The sequence below is a fragment of the Streptomyces atroolivaceus genome, assembly GCF_000717025.1.
GTDB lineage: Bacteria > Actinomycetota > Actinomycetes > Streptomycetales > Streptomycetaceae > Streptomyces > Streptomyces atroolivaceus.
Map to the genome: position 1 here is coordinate 232711 of NZ_JNXG01000009.1, position 22165 is coordinate 254875.

Consider the following 22165-nt stretch of genomic DNA (forward strand, 5'->3'; position numbering starts at 1 on the left):
AGGTGTGGACCGGCATGCAGGAAAACCGTTCTCTCCCGATAACCGCCGCCCCTGAAGAACTCCTCGAACTGACCGCCGCCCAGCAAGGCGTCTGGTATGGGCAACTGGTCGACCCGGACAGCCCGAAATACAACATCGGGGAATGCTTCGAGATCCACGGCAGGCTCGACGAGGCATTGTTCACCGCGGCGTTCGGCAGGGCCATCGCCCTGTGCGACAGCCTCAACGTCGAGATCGTCACCCAGGGCGAGACGGTGCGTCAGCGTGTCGCCCACCGCCCCGCGGTCGACACGGGCCGGCTGCACCTGGTCGATCTGACCGGCGCCGACGACCCCGCCGCAACCGCCGAGCGCTACATGGCGGACGAGATGTCCACCGTCGACCGCCCCGACGCCCCGCACCACCACTTCGCGCTGCTGCGACTCGGCGCCCGGCTGCACTACTGGTACGTACGCTTCCACCACATCGCCGTCGACGGCCTCGGCGGTGCGGTCTTCGGCCGCATGGTGGCCGACCTCTACGGGCGTGCCGTGCGGGGCGAGGACCTGGCCGGGGCCGAGCTGCCGGCCGCGCCCCTGCGCGAGCTCATAGCCGACGAGGTGGCCTACCGCGACTCGGACCGGTTCAAAACCGACCGCGCCTACTGGACGGGCAAGTTCGCCGACCTGGCGGACGACGCCGCGGTGAACCCCGGCGGCGGGGACGACGCACGGGCGCGCGGCGGCAGGGCGCTCGTCCGCCGCCGCACGAACGCTCCGGTACCTGGGCTGTCCGCCGGAGCGGACGTCCGGATGCACACGGGCGAGACCCTGCCCGTCACCGTCCTCGACGACCTGCGCGGACTCGCCGCCGCTCACCGCACCAAGTGGTCCGCCGTTCTGGTGAGCGCGGTCGCCGCCTACGTCGGCCGGGTCACCGGGGCGCAGGACATCACCGTGGGCCTCGCCTCCAACGGCCGTCACGGCAGGCTGCGGCACATCGTCGGTATGACCGCCAACATCCTGCCGCTGCGGCTGGCCGTCACCGCCGACATGACGGTCGGCGCCCTCATCCGTGCCGTCGCTGCCGAGATGGCCGGGGCCCTGCGGCACCGGCGCTTCTCACGTGAACAGCTGGCCCGTGAACTGAACTTGAGCGACGGAGCGGCGCGCCTGACCGACGTCGTCGTCAACATCTTGGGCTACGACTACGACCTCGACTTCGGCGGAAGCCCCGCCGCCTCCCGCGTCCTGTCCATCGGCCCGGTCGACGACGTGTCCCTGTTCGTCTCCGAACGGGCCGAGGGCAAGGGGCCGCTGATCGGCCTCGACGCCAACCCGGAGCTGTACGACCACGAGGACGTGGGGCTGCTCCAGCAGGCGCTCGTCTCCTTCCTGTCGGCTCTGGCCCGCGCGGACGCCGGCACACTCCTCCGCGACCTGCCGTTCCTCGACGACACCGCGGCCGATGCACTGCTGGCCCAGGGGCGTGGCACCGGCCTGGGAGCCACGGCGTCGGCACCGAGCCTGCCGGAGGCGTTCGGCGCGCAGGTCCGCCTGACCCCCGGAGCCCCGGCAGTGGTGGACGGCGCCGTCACCCTCTCCTACCAGGAGCTGGCGAGGGCCGCGGAGGACCTCTCCGGCGCTCTGGCCGGCTGGGGCCTCGCCGCCGAGGACGGCGTCGGTGTCCTGGTCAGCCGGTCGGCAGCCGTGGTGACCGCCACACTCGGCACGGTCGGCGCGGGGGCCGCGTACGTACCGATGGACGCCGCCTGGCCGGCCGAGCGACTCGGCCGCGTCGCGCAGGCTGCCCGCGTCCGCGCTCTGGTGGTCGACGAGTCCGCTGCCGCCCAGCCCTGGGTGGAGGAGGCGGCCGCCACCCTGCCGGTGATCGTCGTCGACGGTCTCGGCGGCGTCGTACGCGGCGCTCCGCCACGGCCGAGACCCTCGCCGGGAGTGCATCACGCCGAACGGCTCGCCTACGTGATGTTCACCTCCGGCTCCACCGGTCTGCCCAAGGGCGTCGGCGTCACACACGCCGACGTCCTGGCGCTGGCCGCCGACACCGCCTGGACCGGCGGTGCGTGCGACGCGGTGCTGTTGCACTCGGCCTACGTGTTCGACGCCTCCACGTTCGAGATCTGGGTACCGCTCCTCAGCGGCGGCCGTGTGGTCGTGGCGCCCCCAGGCGTCCTGGAGGCCCCGGCCCTCAGGGACGTGGTGGACCGGCACGGGGTCACCGCGCTGTTCCTGACTACGGCACTGTTCAACGTGGTGGCCGAGGCCGACCCTGCGGCCTTCGCCGGTCTGCGCCTCGTGGCCGCGGGCGGAGAGGCCGCCACCCCTGACCTGATGCAGCAGGTGGCCGCCGTCGCGCCCGGCACGCGCGTCCTGCACGTGTACGGGCCCACCGAGACCACCACCTTCGCCACCCGCCACCAGGTCTCCGCCGGCACGCCGGGCGTGCCGCCCATCGGCCGGGCCCTCGACGGGATGCGCCTGTACGTGCTCGACGGTGCCCTCGCGACGGTGCCGCCCGGCGTCGTCGGAGAGCTGTACGTGAGCGGCCACGGCGTCGCCCGTGGCTACCAGGGCCGCGCGGGGCTGACAGCCACACGGTTCGTCGCCGACCCGTACGACGCCCGCGGCGGCCGGATGTACCGGACCGGCGACCTCGTACGCTGGACAGCGCGCGGCGCCATCGAGTACGTCGGACGCGCGGACGGCCAGGTCAAACTCCGCGGTTTCCGCATCGAGCCCGCCGAGATAGAGAACACCCTGCTCACCGACCCGGACGTGCGCGCCGCCTGCGTCCTGGTCCGCGAGGACATACCGGGCGACCGGCGGCTCGTCGCCTACGTCGTGCGGACAGCCGGGGCCCGCCCCGACGACGCCGCCCTGGCCCGCCGGGTGGGGCGCACCCTGCCCGCCTACATGGTGCCGTCGGTGTTCGTGGACCTCGACGCGCTGCCCCTCAACCCCAACGGCAAGGTCGACCGCCGCGCCCTGCCCGTCCCTCGCGCCGTCGCCGCCGGGGGCCGTGCCCCGCGCACCGCCTACGAGGAGGTCCTGGCCGGTCTGTTCGCCGACGTCCTGGGCGTCGACACGGTCGGCATCGACGACGACTTCTTCTCCCTGGGCGGCCACTCGCTGCTCGCCACCCGCCTCACCGGCCGCGTCCGGGCGGCCCTGGGCGCCGAGGCCGCCATGCGCGATCTCTTCGACCACCCCACGGTCGCCTCCCTCGCCGCCGCCCTCGACACCCGCGGGGCGGCCAGGCCCGCCCTCACCCCGCAGCAACGGCCCGAAGCCGTACCGCTGTCCTACGCTCAGCAGCGTCTCTGGTTCCTCAACCGTGCCGAGGGACCCAACGACACCTACACCGTCCCGCTCGTTCTCGAACTCGACGGCCCCCTCGACACGGACGCCCTGCGGAGCGCGCTTGCCGACGTGGTCGCGCGGCACGAGAGCCTGCGCACCGTCTTCGCCGAGCACGACGGTGTGGCACGTCAGGTAGTCCTCGACGTCTCCGCCGCCGCCGCGCTCGTCCCCCTCGCCGTCGAGACGCCCCCGGCCGGGGAGAGCGCCGACGCCTGGGCCGAGGAGAGGGCCGGCCGCCTGTCCGCGGTGCCGTTCGACCTCGGCGGCGACGTCGGTATCCGGGCCCATCTGCTCCGCCTCGCCCCCGCCCGGCACGTCCTGGTCCTCGTCCTCCACCACGTCGTCGCGGACGGCTGGTCCCTCGCCCCGTTGAGCCGTGACCTCGGCGCCGCCTACCGCGCCAGGAGTTCGGGTGCGAGCACGCCCGACTGGCCCGCGTTGCGCGTGCAGTACGCCGACTACGCCCTCTGGCAGCGCCGGCTCCTCGGCGACGACGGCGATCAGGAGAGTCTCGCCGCACGTCAGCTCGCCTTCTGGCGGGAGGCGCTGAGCGGCGCCCCCGACCTGCTCGACCTGCCCCACGACCGGCCCCGCCCGGCCGTGGCGGCCCACCGGGGTGACGCGGTCCCCTTCGAGCTGCCCGCCCCCGCACACGCCGCACTCATCCGGCTCGCCCGTGCCGCCGGCTGCACCCCCTTCATGGTGCTCCAGGCGGCCCTGGCCGTGACACTGCACGCCCACGGTGCCGGCACGGACATCCCGCTGGGTACCGCGGTGGCCGGACGCACGGACGAGGCCCTCGACGACCTCGTCGGCTTCTTCGTCAACACCGTCGTCCTGCGCGCGGACCTGTCGGGCGACCCGACCTTCCGCGAACTGCTCCGGAGGGTCAAGGAGTTCGACATCGCCGCGTTCAGCCACGGCGACATGCCCTTCGAACGGATCGTGGAGGCGATCAACCCCGAACGGTCCGGGGACCACCACCCGCTCTTCCAGACCATGCTGGTACTCCAGAACCAGGAGCGGGCGGGCCTCCGGCTCCCCGGCATCACGGTGCACGACCGGTCCCGGCACACAGGGGTCAGCAAGTTCGACCTGACGTTCTCGCTCACCGAGCTCATTGAGCTCACCGAGCTCACCGAGCTCACCGAGGTCACCGAGACCGCCGAGACCGCCGAGGTCTCCGCACCCGGCGGCACCACCGGCGCCGGAGCCACCGGACCCGGCGACCACTCCGGACCGGCCGGGCGCGCGTCCGCCACCACCCCCGCGGGACTGGGCGGTCACCTGGAATACGCCACCGACCTGTTCGACGCCGCCACCGCCCGCGCCCTGTGCGCCCGCTTCGCCCGCGTCCTCACCCTCGCCGTGACCGAACCCGACCGTACCGTCGGCGAACTCGACCCGCTCGAGCCGGGCGAGCGGGACCGCATCCTCGGCCGGGGGCGTGGCGCGGAGCCGCCGCTGCCCGCCCGCACCGTCCCCGAGGCGGTCCGGGACCGGGCCGCGCGCACCCCCGGCACGGTCGCGGTGCGTGACGCGCACACGAGCCTCACCTACGCCGAACTGGACGCCCGCGCCGACGCCCTCGCCCACGTCCTGCGCGGGCGGGGCGCGGGCCCCGAGGAAAGGGTGGCCCTCGCCGCGCCCCCGTCCGTGGACACCGTCGTCGCCATGCTCGCCGTCCTGCGGGCCGGAGCCGCCTACCTGCCGGTCGACCCGCAGTACCCACCGGCCCGCATCCGGCACATGCTGGACGACGCCCGGCCCGTCCTGCTGCTGACCACCACCGCCGCCCACGCCGATCTGCCCGCCTGCGACGTACCGTGGCTCGCCCTCGACGACCCGGCCGCCCAGCCCGGGGGCCCCACGCCGGCCGTCGCGGGCACACCCCGCCCCGCGGACCCCGCGTACGTCATCTACACCTCCGGCTCCACCGGCCGCCCCAAAGGCGTGGTCGTGACGCACGAGGCGCTGGCCAACCACACGGACTGGATGGCGCGGCACCTGGCCGTCACCCCGGAGGACCGGGTCCTCGCCCGCACCTCCACCAGCTTCGACGCCTCCGTATGGGAGTTGTGGGTCCCGCTGACGGCCGGCGCCGAGGTCTGTGTCCTGCCGGACGGCGCCAACCGGGAACCCCGCGCACTCGTCTCCTGGATGAGCCGGTTCGGCGTGACCGTCGCCCAGTTCGTGCCCTCGCACCTGGCCCTCGTCGTCACCGAGGCTGCGCGGGCGGAGCCGCTCCCCGCCCTGCGCGCGGTCCTGTGCGGAGGCGAACCGCTGCCGCGCGCCCTCGCCGACGACGTCGCCGAGCAGTGGCAGGCCGAGGTGCACAACCTCTACGGGCCCACCGAGGCCACCATCGACGCGACCGCCCACCGCACCGGCGGCCCGGGGAACGGCGCACACGCGGACACGGGCACACCGTCCGAGACCGTCCCGATCGGCCGGCCCGTCGAGACCATGCGCGCCTACGTCCTCGACGGCCGCCTGCGGCCCGTACCGGACGGCGTCACCGGGGAGCTGTACCTCTCGGGCCCCAACCTCGCCCGCGGCTACCTCGGCCGGCAGGCGCTGACCGCCGCACGGTTCGTCGCGGACCCGTTCGACGCCACCGGCTCCCGTATGTACCGGACGGGTGACCTCGTACGGTGGAACCGGCACGGCCTGCTCGACTACGTGGCCCGCGCCGACGACCAGGTCAAACTCCGCGGATTCCGCATCGAGCTGGGCGAGGTCGAGGCCGCGCTTCTGGCACGGCCCGGCGTCACAGCGGCCTGCGCCGTGATCCGTGAGGACGTACCCGACCGGCGCCGTCTGGTCGCCTACGCCGTCACCGGCGACCCGGCCCCGCGCCCCGCCGCCCTGCGCGACGCCCTGGCCGAGACCCTTCCCCACTACATGGTGCCCGGCGCCGTCGTCGTACTGGACGACCTCCCCCTCCTGCCCAACGGCAAGGTGGACCGGCGGTCCCTGCCCGAGCCCGACCCGGGCACCGACGCCCCCGCCGGGCCGGGGCGGCACACCCTGCAGGAGGATCTGCTCGCCGGGATCTTCGCGGACGTCCTGCGCCTGCCCCGTGTGGGCCCGCACGACAGCTTCTTCGACCTCGGCGGCCACTCACTCCTCGCCATGCGCGTCATCAGCCGTGTGCGTGCCGTCCTGGGCGCCGAGATCGACGTACGCACCCTCTTCGAGCACCCGACGGCGGCGGGTGTCGCCCATGTCCTCGACGCACAGGGCAGAGCCCGTCCACCGGTGGTGGCCGCGGCACAGCGCCCCGACCCGCTGCCGCTGTCCCACGCGCAGCAGCGCCTGTGGTTCCTCGGCCGGCTCGAAGGCCCCGGCTCCGCCTACAACATCCCGCTCGTCCTCGAACTCCACGGCGCCCTGGACACCGACGCGCTGAGTGCCGCCCTGGGTGACGTCGTGGAGCGGCACGAGGCGCTGCGCACCCTCTTCCCGGAACGGGACGGCGTGCCGCACCAGTTGATCCTTCCCGCCGGCACCGCCACGCCGTCTCTGCCCGTCACGGTCCTGGCCCCCGCCGATCTGGAACAGGCCGTCCTGGCCGCCGTGCGTGAGCCGTTCGACGTCGTCGCGGACGTCCCGCTGCGCGCCAGGCTGCTGCGCTCCGCACCCGGCCACCACGTCCTGGTGCTGGTCCTGCACCACATCGCCGGCGACGGGTGGTCCCTCGCCCCGCTCGCCCGTCATCTCGGTGACTCCTACCGGGCCCGTCTGGAGGGCCGGAAGCCGGAGCTCGCGTCCGGCACGCCGGTCCAGTACGCCGACTACACCCTCTGGCAGCACGCCGCCCTGGGGGACGGCGTGGCCCCGGGGAGCGTGCTGCGGCAGCAGCTCGACCACTGGCACACCGCCCTCGCGGGCCTGCCGGCGCTGATCGACCTGCCGCTCGACCGGCCGCGCCCGATCACCACCGATCCGAGGGGAGCCGTCCACACCTTCGACGTGCCACCCCCTGTGTACACACAACTCCTGCGTCTGGCGCGTGAGTCGGGCAGCAGTCTGTTCATGGTGCTCCAGGCGGCGGTGGCCACCCTGCTGCACCGCCACGGCGCGGGGGACGACATCCCGGTCGGCTCGCCCGTCGCCGGCCGCACGGACGAGGCACTCGAGGAGCTGGTCGGGTTCTTCGTCAACACGCTCGTCCTGCGCACCGACCTGTCCGGGCGTCCCACCTTCCAGGAACTGCTCGTACGCGTGAGGGAGTTCGACCTGGCCGCCTACGCGCACCAGGACGTGCCCTTCGAGCGCCTGGTCGAAAGCCTCAATCCCGCCCGGGCGCACAACCACCACCCGCTGTTCCAGACCATGCTGGTCCTGCAGAACCAGGAGACCGCGCGCGCCGAGCTGCCCGGGCTCACCGTCGAGGACCGGCTCGTCCACAACGGCCTGAGCAAGTTCGACCTCACCTTCGCCTTCACCGAGGAGCGGGACGACGGCGGCCTCACCGCCGGGATCGAGTACGCCACCGCCCTCTTCGACCGGAGCACCGTCGAAACGCTCGCCGCCCGCCTGGTCCGTCTCCTGGGGCAGGTCGCCGCCGACCCCGGTCTGCCCCTGACGGACTACGACCTGATGACCCCTGACGAGCGCGTCCGTGTCACGCGCTGGGGCACCGGCCGCGAACTGCCCGCGGGCACCGTCGGGGCCACCCTGCCCGACCTCTTCGCGGCCCGGGCCCACCGCACTCCGGACGCGGTGGCCGTGACCGGCGACGGCGTCACCCTCACGTACGCCGAACTGGACGGAGTCGCCGCCGGCCTCGCCGGCGCGCTGGCCGGCCTCGGCGTGGGCCCCGAGACAGGTGTGGGCGTGCTGCTGACCCGGTCGCCCGCCGTCGTGTCGGTCTCGCTCGGCACGGTCCGGGCAGCCGCCGCCTACGTCCCGCTGGACGCGCGCTGGCCCGAGGAACGGCTCGAACAGGTCGCCGGGGTGGCGGCCGTGCGGGTCCTCGTCGTCGACGAGGACGCCTACGCCTCGCCCTGGGTGACCGCGACGGCCCGCCGGCTGCCGGTCGTGGTCGTGGACCGGCTCGGCCGGATCCTGCGGGGCGCGCCCGCCCGACCGGGCCGCCCGGCCGCCGTGCCGGGCCCCGGCGCGCTGGCCTACGTGATGTTCACCTCCGGCTCGACCGGCCTGCCCAAGGGCGTCGGAGTCACCCACGCCGACGTGGCCGCGCTCACGGCCGACTCCGCGTGGGACGACGGCGTGGCCGACGCGGTCCTGATGCACTCGGCCTACGTCTTCGACGCCTCCACGTTCGAGATCTGGGCGCCGCTCCTGCGCGGCGGCCGGATCGTCGTCGCACCGGAGGGCGTCTTGGACGCCCGCGTCCTCGGCGACGCGGTGCACGAGCAGGGGGTTACCGCCGTGTTCATGACGACCGCCCTGTTCAACGTGATGGCGGAGACCGGTCCGGGCGCGTTCGCCGGCCTCCGGCTCGTCTGCGCGGGCGGGGAACTCGCCTCGCCCGACGCGATGCAGCGGGTGGCGGGATCGGCGCCCGGCGTGCGCGTCCTCCATGTGTACGGGCCCACGGAGACCACCACCTTCGCCACCCGCTACGACGTGTCGCCCGGCCTGGCGTCCGGCCCGCCGCCCATCGGCCGCGCCCTGGACGGCATGCGCCTGTACGTCCTCGACGGCGCGCTGGGCCCCGTCCCGCCGGGGGTCGTGGGCGAGCTGTACCTCGCCGGGCGCGGCGTGGCACGCGGGTACACCGGGCTCCCGGGCCTGACCGCCACGCGTTTCGTGGCGGACCCGTTCGATCCGGCGGGCGGGCGTATGTACCGCACCGGCGACCTCGTCCGGTGGACCCACGACGGCCAGATCGCCTACGTGAACCGCGCCGACGGGCAGGTGAAGCTGCGCGGCCACCGCATCGAACTCGGAGAGGTAGAGGGCCTGCTCGCCTGCTGCGACGGCGTCGCCGACTCCTTCGCCGTCGTCCGCGAGGACACTCCCGGCGACCGGCGGCTGGTCGCGTACGTCGTGCCCGCCGGCGGGGCGCGTCCCGAACCCGGCGACCTCGCCCGGGCCGTCGGCCGGTCCCTGCCCGCCTACATGGTCCCCTCCGCCTTCGTTCTGCTGGACGCGCTGCCGCTGACCGTCAACGGAAAGGTGGACCGGCGCGCACTGCCCGCCCCCGAGCAGCAGGCTCCTCTCCGCGGGCGTGCCCCCCGCACCGTCCGCGAGGAGATCCTGTGCGGGCTCTTCGCCGACGTGCTCGGACTGACGGGGGCGGGAGTCGAGGACGACTTCTTCTCCCTGGGCGGCCACTCCCTGCTCGCCACCCGTCTCGTCGCGCGCATCCGCACCGCGCTCGGCGTGGAGGTCCAGGTCAAGGCGCTCTTCGAGCACCCCACCCCGGCCGCGCTCGCCGCGGCGCTGGACGCCGCCGAAGAGGCCAGAAGCCCCCTGGAGCGTGCCCCGGGCCGCCCCGATCCGCTGCCGCTGTCCTTCGCGCAGCAGCGCCTGTGGTTCCTCAACCGGTTCGAGGGGCCCAGCGCCACGTACAACGTGCCGCTCGTGCTCCGCCTGGGCGGCCCGCTCGACGCGGATGCCCTGGAGAGCGCCCTCGCGGACGTGGTCGAACGCCACGAGAGCCTGCGCACCGTCTTCCCCGACACCGACGGCGTGGCCCGTCAGGTCGTCCTCGACGCCGGTGGCGCCGACCTCGACCTGACGCCCCGCGACACGGATCCCGCCGACCTCGACGAGGCCCTGCGCGCCGAGGTGTCGCACGCCTTCGACGTGAGTGCCGAGCTTCCGGTACGGGCCCGGTTGCTGCGGCTCGGTGCCGAGGACCACGTCCTCGCACTGGTCGTCCACCATATCGCCGGCGACGGCTGGTCCCTCGCCCCGCTCGCCCGCGACCTGGGCGAGGCGTACCGGGCCCGCACCGAGGGCGTGGAGCCCTCCTGGACGGAACTCGGCGTCCAGTACGCCGACTACACCCTGTGGCAGCGGGCCCTGCTCGGCGACGAGGACGACCCCTCCAGCCAGGCAGCCCGTCAGCTCGACTTCTGGCGCACCGCGCTCGCCGGCGCCCCCGAACTGCTGGACCTGCCCTACGACCGTCCCCGCCCCACCGTCACCGCACACCGCGGTGACGCGTTCGCCTTCCCCGTCGACGCGGACACCCACCGCGCACTGGCGGATCTCGCCCGTGCCCACGGGTGCAGCCTCTTCATGGTGCTCCAGGCGGCCCTGTCGGTTCTCCTCTCCCGGCACGGCGCCGGTGAGGACATCCCGCTCGGAACCGCCGTGGCCGGACGCACCGACGAAGCCCTCGACGATCTGGTGGGCTTCTTCGTCAGCACCCTCGTCCTGCGCACCGACCTGAGCGGGGATCCCACCTTCGACGAGGTACTCGACCGGGTCCGTGAGTTCGACCTGGCCGCCTACGCTCACCAGGACGTGCCGTTCGAGCGGCTGGTGGACTCCCTGAGCCCCGTACGGGCCCAGAACCACCACCCGCTGTTCCAGACCATGCTCGTCCTCCAGAACCAGGCGGACGCGGTGGTCGAACTGCCCGGCCTCACGGTGACGGAGCAGCCCGTGCGCACCGGGATCAGCAAATTCGACCTGACCTTCACCTTCACCGAGACACGGGACGGCGCGGGCAGGCCCGCGGGCCTCGACGGCGTCCTCGAGTTCTCCACCGAACTCTTCGCCCACGCCACCGCCCGCACCCTGGCCGACCGGCTCATCCGCCTGTTCGCCTCGCTCGCCGCGGACCCCGGCCGCCGTGTCCACACCGTCGAGGTCCTGGACACGTCCGAGCGGCGGCGTCTGGAACGCGCCGCGCACGGCCCGGTCCGGGCCGGGGCGGCGGGCACGGCGCCCGAGGCGTTCCGCGCCCAGTGCGCACGGACCCCCGCGGCTGTCGCCGTGCTGGACGGCGCGAACCGCCTCACCTTCGGCGAACTGGACGCGCTCTCCGACGACTTGGCGTACCACCTGCACAGCAGGAGCATCGGCCGCGGCGACCTCGTCGCCCTCGCCCTGGAGGGCACCGCCGACCAGGTCGTCGCGATGCTGGCGGTGGCCAAGGCCGGGGCGGCGTATCTGCCGGTCGACCTGGAGTACCCCGAGGCGCGTATCGCCCACATGCTCCAGGACGCCCGCCCGGCCCTGCTCCTCACCCATGGCACCGCTCGGACCGAACGGTACGGCGCGTCCGTGCCCTGCCTCGCCCTCGACGACCGGACCGCCTGGTCCACGGGGCGCACGGTGCCGCCGGCCGCCGCGCCGGACCCGCGCGACGCGGCGTACGTCATCTACACCTCCGGCTCCACCGGCCGCCCCAAGGGCGTCGTCGTCACCCACGCCTCCCTGACCAACCACATGGCGTGGATGGCGGACCACCTCGGCCTCACCGACGACGACCGGGTCCTCGCCCGCACCTCGCCGAGCTTCGACGCCTCGGTATGGGAGACCTGGCTGCCGCTCCTGCACGGCGGCTCCACCTGCCCGGTGCCGCCCGCCCTCAACCACGACCCCGCGGGGCTGCTGGCCCGCATGCGTGAAGCGGGCACGACCCTCGCCCAGTTCGTGCCCTCGCACCTCTCCGTCATCCTCACCGAGACGGCTCCCGACGAGGCGCCCGCGACGCTGCGGGCCGTCCTGTGCGGCGGTGAACCCCTGTCCCGGCACCTCGCGGAGCGCGTCCGGCGGGCCTGGCGGGCCGAGGTGCACAACCTCTACGGGCCCACCGAGACGACCGTCGACGCCACCGCGCACCACCACCGGGGCGGGAGCACGGACGTCCCCGCGGGGGAGGGGAACGTGCCGCTCGGCCTCCCCGTCGACAACACGCGGGCCCATGTCCTGGACGCCGGTCTCCAGCCGGTGCCGCCGGGCGTCACCGGGGAGCTCTACGTCGCGGGCGACGGCCTCGCGCGCGGCTACCTGGGGCGCCCGGACCTCACCGCCGCGCGGTTCGTCGCCGATCCGTACGGCCCCGCCGGAAGCCGTATGTACCGCACCGGCGACCTCGTCCGACGCGACGCCGACGGCCTGCTCAGCTATGTCGCCCGCGCCGACGACCAGGTCAAGCTGCACGGCTTCCGCATCGAACTCGGTGAGGTCGAGTCCGCCCTCACCGCGCTCGACGGCGTCGCCGCGGCCTGCGCGGTCGTCCGCGAGGACCGGCCCGGCGAACGGCGTCTGGTCGCCTACACCGTTCCCGGCGGCGCGGCGGCCCTCCCGGACGGCGAGCTGCGCGCCCGGCTGATGTCGGCGCTGCCGCCGTACATGGTGCCCGCCGTCTTCGTCCCCCTCGACGCACTGCCGCTGCTGCCGAACGGCAAGACCGACCGGCGGGCCCTGCCCGTCCCGGCCCGCCCCGCCGCCACCCGGCCCGGCGGAGAGCCGCGCACCGCACAGGAACGCGTCCTGTGCGACGTGTTCGCCTCCGTCCTGCGCGCTCCCGCCGTCCGCACGGACGACGACTTCTTCGCGCTCGGCGGCGACAGCATCCTCTCCATCCAGCTGGTCAGCCGCGTCCGAGGGGCCGGCCTCGGCGTCACCCCGCGCGACGTCTTCGTCCATCGCACACCGGAGGCCATCGCGGCCATCGCCACCGTGCTCGGCGAGGACACGGCAGCGCCGGACGGGCAGGGCACCGGCGAGATGCCACCGACGCCCATCGCCGCCTGGTTCCTGGAGCGGCCCGGTACCACGGACGGCTACAACCAGTCAGGGGTGCTGCGCACACCCGCGGGGGCGGACGAGGACACCCTCGCCGCCACCCTCCAGCTGCTGATCGACCACCACGACATGCTCCGCATGCGGACCACGCGGTCGGCCGACGGCGCACCGGTCCTCGAGGCACTGCCGCCGGGCGCCGTGGCGGCCGGACAACGCCTTACCCGGGTGGACGTCGCGGGTCTCGGCGCCGAAGCCGTCCGTGCCGCCGTCACCGAGGCGGGTGAACAGGCGCGCAGACGGCTGCGCCCCGCTCACGGTGAGGTGGTCGAGGCCGTCTGGTGCGACGCCGGGCCGCACAGACGCGGACAGCTGCTGCTCGTCGTGCACCACCTCGCGGTCGACGCGGTCTCCTGGCGCGTCCTCGCCACCGATGTGGCCGTCGCCTGGCAGGCCGTCACCGAGTCCGCGAGGACCGGCGGACGTGCGGCGGCGCTCCCTCCGGCCACCACGTCCTACCGGCACTGGGCACGACTCCTGTCCGCCCAGGCGCGCGAATCCGTACGCGAGGCGGAACTTGACCTCTGGCAGGACGTGTCGAGGACGCCCGACCCCCAGCTCGGGTACCGGCCGCTCGACCCCGACCTGGACACCGCCGACCGGACACGCACCCTGGTCACCCGCCTGCCCGCCACATGGACGAAGCCCCTGCTCACCACAGTGCCGGCCGCCTTCCACGCAGGCGTGGACGATGTCCTGCTCACGGGCCTCGCTCTCGCCGTCTGCTCCTGGCGTGCGGAACGGGCCGCCGCCCTGGGCGGGCACCAGCCGGGCAGTACCGCCGTCCTCCTCGACCTGGAGGGCCACGGCCGCGAGCAGATCGCCGACCACGTGGACCTGTCCCGTACGGTCGGCTGGTTCACCAGCCTCTACCCGGTCAGGCTCGACCCCGGACCCGTGGACGCCCGCGAGCCCGGACGCTTCGACGCCGCACTGGTCGAACGGGCCCTCAAGCGGGTCAAGGAGCAGCTGCGGACCATCCCCGACCACGGTGTCGGCTACGGAATGCTGCGCCACCTCAATCCGGTCACCGGCCCACTGCTGGCCACCGCACCCACCCCCCAGATCGGCTTCAACTACCTCGGCCGGTACGCCGCTCCGGCCGAGGAGGTGGGCGGCTGCGACGGCGCCGACTGGGACGTACTGCTCGACGGCGGCGGGCCGCGCAGCCAGGACCCCGACATGCCCGTCCACCACGTCCTCGACATCAACGCGCACGCCGAGGACCTGCCGGACGGCCCGCGCCTGGTGACGCGCTGGACCTGGCCCAGCGACCTGCTCAAGGAGGAGGACATGGAGTCCTTGTCCGACGCCTTCACCCGCGCCCTGCGCGCGATCGCGGAACACGCCGAACGGCCCGACGCAGGCGGCTGGACGCCGTCCGACCTACCCCTGGTCTCGCTCGACCAGGCCCAGATCGACCGACTGCAGAACAAGTGGGGTGGACGCAAGTGACCGGGTTCCGTCTGGAAGACGTACTGCCGCTGACGCCGTTGCAGGCAGGCATGCTCTTCCACGCGCTGTACGACTCCCGCGACGTGGACGTCTACACCGCCCAGTTCGTCTTCGATCTCGAAGGCCCCGTCGATGTCCCCGCCCTGCACGCCGCCGTCGGCGGTCTGCTGAGGCGCCACGCCAACCTGCGGGTCGGATTCCTCCACGAGGACCTGGACGAGCCGGTGCAGGCCGTCGCCGCCGAGGTGCCGGTACCGCTGGAGGAACTGGACCTGACCGGTGCGGCCGGCACGGGCACGGTGCAGGAGCGCCTCGACACGTTCCTCGCCGCGGACCGCACCCGCCGTTTCGACCTCACCACCCCGCCGCTGATGCGGTTCACCCTCGTGCGTACCGCCCCGCAACACCACCGGCTCGTCATGACGAGCCATCACATCCTGCTCGACGGCTGGTCGATGCCCCTGCTCGTGCGGGAACTCTTCGAGCTCTACGCACACCGGGGCGACGACAGCACCCTGCCCCGCGTCGTCCCCTACCGCACCTACCTCGCCTGGCTGGCACAGCAGGACCGCGCCGCCGCCCTGGACGCCTGGCGCACCGCACTCAGCGGAATCGACGCGCCGACCCTGCTCGCAGGGCGCGGACGGGCGGACGTGCCCGGTGCCGGTGAGCTGCCCGAGACCCTCGTCCTCGAGCTGGACCCGGTCACGACGCACCGGCTGCGCGAAACGGCCCGCGCCCACCGGCTCACCCTCAACACCCTGGTCCAGGGCGCCTGGGGCCTTCTGCTCGCGCATCTCACCGGGCGTCCCGACGTCGTCTTCGGAACCACCGTCTCCGGCCGCCCGCCCGAGATCCCGGGCATCGAGTCGATGGTCGGCCTCTTCATCAACACCGTGCCGGTGCGGGTCCGCCCGGCGCCCGGCGAGACCCTGGCCGCGCTCCTGACCCGGCTCCAGGAGGAGCAGGGCCGTCTCCTCGGGCACCAGTACGTGGGTCTGACCGAGATACGCGGCGTCACGGACCTGGACGAACTCTTCGACACGCTGGCCGTGTTCGAGAACTACCCCATGGACGCGGAGGCCCTGCGCACCGCGCAGCAGGGACTGCCCGGCCTCGCCGTGACCGGGTTCAGCGGCTCGGACGCGGCCCACTACCCGCTCACCCTCACCATCGCCCCGGGCGACGCCCTGAGGATCACCTTCGGCTACCGGGCCGCCGTCCTCGAACGCGAGGAGGTGGCCCTCACGGTCGACCGCATGCGGCGCATGATGACCGCGATGGCGGAGGGGCTCGACCGCCGTGCCGACGCGCTCCCCGTCCTCCTGGACGGGGAGCGCGAGACGCTGCTCTCCCAAGGGCGCGGCGCCGAACTCCTGGGCGGCGACGCCGACGAGGGCATTCCGGCCGCCGTCGCCCGGCATGCCGCCCGGCACCCGGACGCGGTGGCCGTGGTCGAAGCGGGTTCGGAGCTGACGTACGGACAACTCGAGGCAGCCGCAGCCGAGCTGGGCCGGGCACTCGCAGGGCTGGGCGTCCGTGCGGAGGACGGCGTCGGCATCCTCATCGGCCGTTCCACGGCACTGGTCACCGCCTCCCTGGCGGCCCTGCGCGCGGGCGCCGCCTATGTGCCGCTCGACCCGCGCTGGCCGGCCGACCGGCTCACCCGCGCCGCCGAGGTGTCGGGCCTGCGCGTCCTGATCGTCGACCGGACCACCTCGACGCACCCCTGGGTGCGCCGACAGGAGCCCGGGACGAGCGTGCTGACCGTCGACGCCGCGGGCCGTGTCCGGCACGGCGGCCCCGCCGCTCCGGGGGTCCTCCCCGCCGTCACGGGTGGCGCCCGGCTCGCGTACGTGATGTTCACCTCCGGCTCCACCGGCATGCCCAAGGGCGTCGGAGTCACCCACGCGGACATCACCGCCCTCGCGGCCGACCGGACCTGGGGCGACGGTGTGGCCGACGCGGTCCTGCTGCACTCGGCGTACGTCTTCGACGCCTCCACCTTCGAGATATGGGCTCCCCTCCTCAACGGGGGCCGGGTCGTCGTCGCGCCCGAGGGCGCCCTCCAGCCCGCCGTGCTCCGCGACCTCGTCACCCGGCACGGCGTGACGGCGGCATTCCTGACGACGGCCCTGTTCAACGTCATCGCCGAGACCGACCCAGGTGCCCTCGGCCTGCTGAGGCTGGCCGCGTCCGGAGGCGAGGCCGCGGCGCCCGGCGTCCTCCAGCGGCTCGCCGCCGCCCACCCGGGCACCGCCTTCCTGAACGTCTACGGGCCCACCGAGACCACCACCTTCGCCACCCTCCACCCTGTCCGGCCCGGCGACACCCCCGGCGCCGTGCCCCCGATCGGCCGGCCGCTCGACGGCATGCGCGCCTACGTACTCGACGCGGCGATGCGGCCCGTGCCGCCCGGCGCCGAGGGCGAGCTGTACGTCGCGGGCGCCGGTGTCGCGCGCGGCTACCTGGGGCGCCCCGGCCTGACCTCCACCCGGTTCGTCGCCGACCCGTTCACCGGCACAGGGGCGCGGATGTACCGCACCGGTGACCTCGTGCGCCGGGGCGCCGACGGCACCCTGCACTACGTCGCCCGGGCCGACCAGCAGATCAAACTCCGCGGTCACCGCATCGAGCCCGCCGAGATCGAGGCGGCCCTCTGCTCCGACCCGTCCGTGCGCGCCGCCTGCGTCCTGGTCCGCGAGGATCTGCCCGGCGACCGCACCCTGACCGCGTACGTCGTCCCGGCCCCCGGGCGGACCCCGGACCCGGGCCGGCTCGCGGCGCACGTCGGCAGCCGGCTGCCCGCCTACATGGTGCCGGCCGTCATCCAGCCGCTCGACGTGCTGCCGCTGACCCCCAACGGCAAGCTCGACCGGTCCGCCCTCCCCGCGCCCGCCACCCGGCCCGGCGCCGGCGGGGGGCCGCCGCGCGGCGCCCACGAGGAGATCCTCGCCGGGCTCTTCGCCGACGTGCTGGGTGTGGCCCGCGTCGGAACCGACGACAACTTCTTCTCCCTGGGCGGCCACTCGCTGCTCGCCACCCGTCTCGTCGGCCGTATCCGTACCGCCCTGGGCACGGAGACCGAGATCCGCACCCTCTTCGACAACCCCACCGTCGCCACGCTCGCCAGGGCCCTGCGGGACGCGGACCGGCCCGCCCGCCCCGCCCTCGTACCGCAGGAACGCCCCGCGGCGCTCCCGCTCTCCTACGCCCAGCAGCGTCTGTGGTTCCTCCACCGCCTCGAAGGACCCTCGGCCACCTACAACATCCCCTTCGCCCTGCGCATCGACGGACCGCTCGACACGGAAGCCCTGCGCCAGGCCCTCCGCGACGTCATCACCCGGCACTCCGCGCTGCGTACCGTCTTCCCGGAGCACGACAGCCGGCCGCGTCAGCACGTCACCGCTCCGGACGAGGTCCACCTCCCGTTCGCGCTCGAAGCCGTCGACGAGGAAGGACTCACCGAGAGGATCAAAGCCGCCGCGGCCGCACCGATCGACATCGAGCACCGTCTCCCGCTCAGGGCGACCCTGCTGCGCACGGCCGACGACGCCCACGTCCTGGTCCTCGTGGTCCACCACATCGCCGCCGACGGCTCGTCCCTGGCGCCCCTCACCCGCGACCTCGGCACCGCCTACCGCGCCCGCGTGCGGGCCGAGGCGCCGCTCTGGGCGGAACTCCCGGTCGACTACGCCGACTTCACCCTCTGGCAGCGCCGCCTCCTCGGCGACGAGCGAGACCCCGGGAGTGTCGTCTCACGCCAGCTGGCGTACTGGAGAACCGCGTTGGACGGGCTGCCGGAGATGGTCGAGCTGCCCCGGGACCGTCCGCGCCCCGCCGCGCCCCGGCACACCGGCGCCACCCACGACTTCGCCCTCGCCCCCACCACCGCCCGGGCGGTCGCCGACCTCGCCCGCACCAGCGGATGCAGCGTCTTCATGGTGCTGCAGGCCGCCCTGTCTGCCGTGCTGTCCCGGCACGGTGCGGGTGACGACATCCCGATCGGCACAGCCGTCGCCGGACGCACCGACGAGGCGGCCTCCGGCCTCGTCGGCTTCTTCGTCAACACGCTCGTGCTGCGCACGGACCTGACGGGCGACCCCACGTTCCTCGAACTCCTCGACCGGGTGAAGGAGTTCGACCTCTCCGCCTACGCGCATCAGGACGTCCCCTTCGAACGTCTCGTGGAACTGCTCAACCCCGCGCGCTCGCAGAACCACCACCCGCTCTTCCAGACCATGCTCATCCTCCAGAACCACAGTCCCGCCGCGCCCCTCGACCTGCCCGGCCTCACCGCCGAGGGCGTGCCGGTCGACCCTGGGGTCAGCAAGTTCGACCTGTCGTTCACCTTCACCGAGACGTACGACGACAGCGGCACGCCCAGCGGTATGCGGGCCGCGGTCGACTACGCGACGGAGATCTTCGACGCGGCCACGGTCCGCGGCCTCGCCGAGCGGCTCGTCCAGCTCATCGGCTCCGTCACCACCGATCCAGGCCGTCCGCTGAGCACGTACGACGTGCTCACAGCCGCCGAGCGCACCCGCCTCGCGGCCTGGGGGACCGGGCCCGCCGGGAGCGTGCCGGAGTCGACCGTCCCCGCGCTCTTCGGGCACCGGGCCCGGCGCACCCCGGACGCCCCCGCGGTCCGCGACGCCGGCACCACCCTCACCTACGGCGAACTCGACGCCCGCGCCGAGGCCCTCGCACGCCACCTCGCGGCGCGGGGCATCGGCCCCGAGGACCGGGTGGCCGTCGCGCTGCCCCGCACCCACGACCTCGTCGTGGCCCTCCTCGGCGTCCTCAAGGCCGGGGCCGCGTACGTGCCGCTCGATCCGGACTACCCGGCCCGGCGCCTGTCGCACATGCTCGACGACTCACGGCCGCGCCTGCTCCTCACCACGCCCGCCGTGCGCCGCCGGCTTCCCGACACCCCGGTGCCGTACCTGCACGTCGGCGACCTGGGGGAGGCCGGCGCCGCGCCGGCGGTGCGCGACGGCGCCCCCACGCGCCCCGTCCCGGCCCTGCTTCCGGCGCACCCGGCCTACGTCATCTACACGTCCGGTTCCACCGGCCGCCCCAAGGGCGTCGTGGTCACCCACCGGGGAGCGGGCGCCATGGCCAGGACCCAGATCGAGCGGCTGCGCGTCGCCCCGGGCAGCCGGGTGCTCCACATGGCCTCGGTCAGCTTCGACGCCGCGTTCTGGGAGCTGTGCATGGGGCTCCTCGCCGGGGCCTGCCTGGAGATCGACGAACGCGACGCCCTGCTGCCCGGCCCCACCCTCGCCGCCCTGGTCCGTGACCGGGGCATCACCCACCTCACCCTGCCGCCCGCCGCCCTCGCGGTGATGCCGCCCGGCTCTCTGCCCGCAGGGACCACCATGGTCCTCGCCGGCGAGGCGTGCCCGCCCGCCCTGGTGCACACCTGGGCGCGGGACCGGTTCCTGGTCAACGCCTACGGCCCGACGGAGACCACCGTCTGCGCGACCATGAGCACCTTCCAGCACGCGGACGGGCCGCTCGCCCCCGACCGCACCGTGCCCATCGGCGTACCCGTCGACGGCACCCGCGTCCATGTCCTGGACGGCCGGCTCGCCCCGGTGCCGCCCGGCGTCGTCGGCGAACTGTACGTCTCGGGTGAGGGGGTGGCCCGTGGGTACCACGGCCGGGCCGCCCTGACCGCGTCCCGTTTCGTGGCCGACCCCTTCGACCGGTCGGGGGGCCGCATGTACCGCACCGGTGACCTGGTGCGCTGGACGGCCGGAGGAGAGCTCGTCTACGTCTCCCGGGTCGACGACCAGGTGAAGCTCCGGGGCTTCCGCATCGAGCTCGGCGAGATCGAGACCGCGCTCACCGCCCTGCCCGGCATCGCCGCGGCCGTCGCCGTCGTACGTGAGGACCGGCCCGGTGACAGGCGTCTGGTCGCGTACACCGTGGCCACGACCGGTACGGAGGGCCCGGACGACGGTGAGGTGCGCGCCCACCTCACCGCCACCCTGCCCGGCCACATGATCCCGGCGGCCCTCGTACGGCTCGACGCCCTGCCCGTCACCCCCAACGGCAAGACCGACCGGCGAGCCCTGCCCGCCCCCGGGCCGGCCGTACCGGTCGGTGGCCGTGCCCCGCGCACCGCTCGCGAACGTGCCCTGTGCGAGGCCTTCGCGGAGACACTCGGCGTACCCGAGGTCGGCGTCACGGACGACTTCTTCGCCCTGGGCGGCCACTCGCTCCTCGCCGTGACGCTCGCCCAGCGGATCGGTGAACGCTGCGGCCGGCGCCCCTCCCTCCGTGCCCTGTTCGCGGCGCCCACCGTCGAGGGCGTCGCCCGGCTGCTGGAAGGCCAGGCGGGGGAGGAGGGCCAGGAGGACGCCGTCGCACCGGACCTCGCGGGCGAGGTCCGGCTGGCGCCGGACATCACGGGGACGGGCCGGGCCGCTTCGGCCCCGGTGCCCCAACCCGCGCGCAGGCCCTCCCGCCCTTCCCCCCGGCCCCTTCTGACCGGTGCGTCCGGGTTCCTCGGAGCCTTCCTCCTGCGCGACCTCATCGAGACCACCGACGGTCCGGTCGACTGCCTGGTACGGGCCGAGGACGAGCTGCGCGGCGCGCACCGGCTGCGGGAGAACCTGCAGCGCTACGGCCTCTGGCGCCCCCGCTACGCGGACCTGATCCGCCCCGTCCCCGGGGACCTCGCCGCCCCGGGCCTCGGTCTGTCACCCGAACACCGGACCGCCCTGGTACGCCGTCTCGGCCCCGTCGTCCACAACGGCGCACGCGTCAACTTCGCCGCCGCTTACGGTGATCTGCGCGCCCCCAACGTGGCCGGCACCGAGGAACTGCTGCGCCTGCTGGCCGACTCCGCCTCACCCGGGATGCACTACGTCTCGACCACGAGCGTCTACGCCCCGGTCCCCGGCACCGATTCCGTCACCGTCACGGAGTCGACCCCGACGGGCCCCGCCTCCGGTCTGCCCGACGGATACGCGCAGAGCAAGTGGGTCGCCGAGCAACTCGTCGGCCTGGCCCGTGGACGCGGCCTGCCGGTGACCGTGTACCGGCCGGGCCGGATCAGCGGCGACACCACCACCGGCGCCTGCCAGGACCGCGACCTGCTCTGGCAGCTCATCAAGGGGTGCCTCCAGGCGGGGGCGGTGCCGGACCTGCCGCACGGGTCGACCGACTGGGTACCCGTGGACTACGTCAGCGCGGCGGTGGTGGCGCTCTCCGCCTCCGGCCGGAGCGGAGACGAGACGTATCACCTCACCAACCCGGACGCCCCGGGGCTGGACCGCGTCTTCGAGGTGGCCGCCCGCCTCGGCCACGAGCTGCGCACCGTCACCGTGCCGCAGTGGCAGGCGAGCGTGGCGGCGCGGCACGACAACGCGGCGCAACTGTTCCTCGGTGACGGGGGGCGGACCCGGCACGAGGCGACGGACCACCGCGGCTTCGACTCCAGCTGGACGGCCAAGGCGGCGTCGGCCCTGGGAGTCCATCTGCCGCCCCTGACGGACGACGTTCTCACGCGCTACCTGAGCTACTTCCAGGAGACCGGATTCCTGCCCGCGCCGCAGGGGGTGCGAGCGAGGACGTAGGGCACCCCGCACCGACGCGGG

The 22165-nt window shown here is 74.2% G+C and carries 2 protein-coding genes; both read left to right on the forward strand.

What is annotated here, in order from left to right; genetic code table 11:
- The first annotated feature begins 14 nt into the window (after positions 1–14).
- Positions 15–14555, forward strand: coding sequence for a non-ribosomal peptide synthetase (locus tag OO67_RS19620; protein WP_033302102.1), 14541 nt, complete (start codon positions 15–17; stop codon positions 14553–14555).
- Positions 14552–22144: a non-ribosomal peptide synthetase gene (locus OO67_RS19625; protein WP_033302103.1), complete on the forward strand. Its 7593-nt coding sequence runs from the start codon at positions 14552–14554 to the stop codon at positions 22142–22144. The genes OO67_RS19620 and OO67_RS19625 overlap by 4 nt, the downstream gene beginning before the upstream one ends.
- Positions 22145–22165: the final 21 nt, after the last annotated feature.

Bases quoted from the DNA above. Each gene is read 5' to 3' on its own strand.
- OO67_RS19620 (WP_033302102.1), top strand. From the start codon at position 15: ATGCAGGAAAACCGTTCTCTCCCGATAACCGCCGCCCCTGAAGAACTC.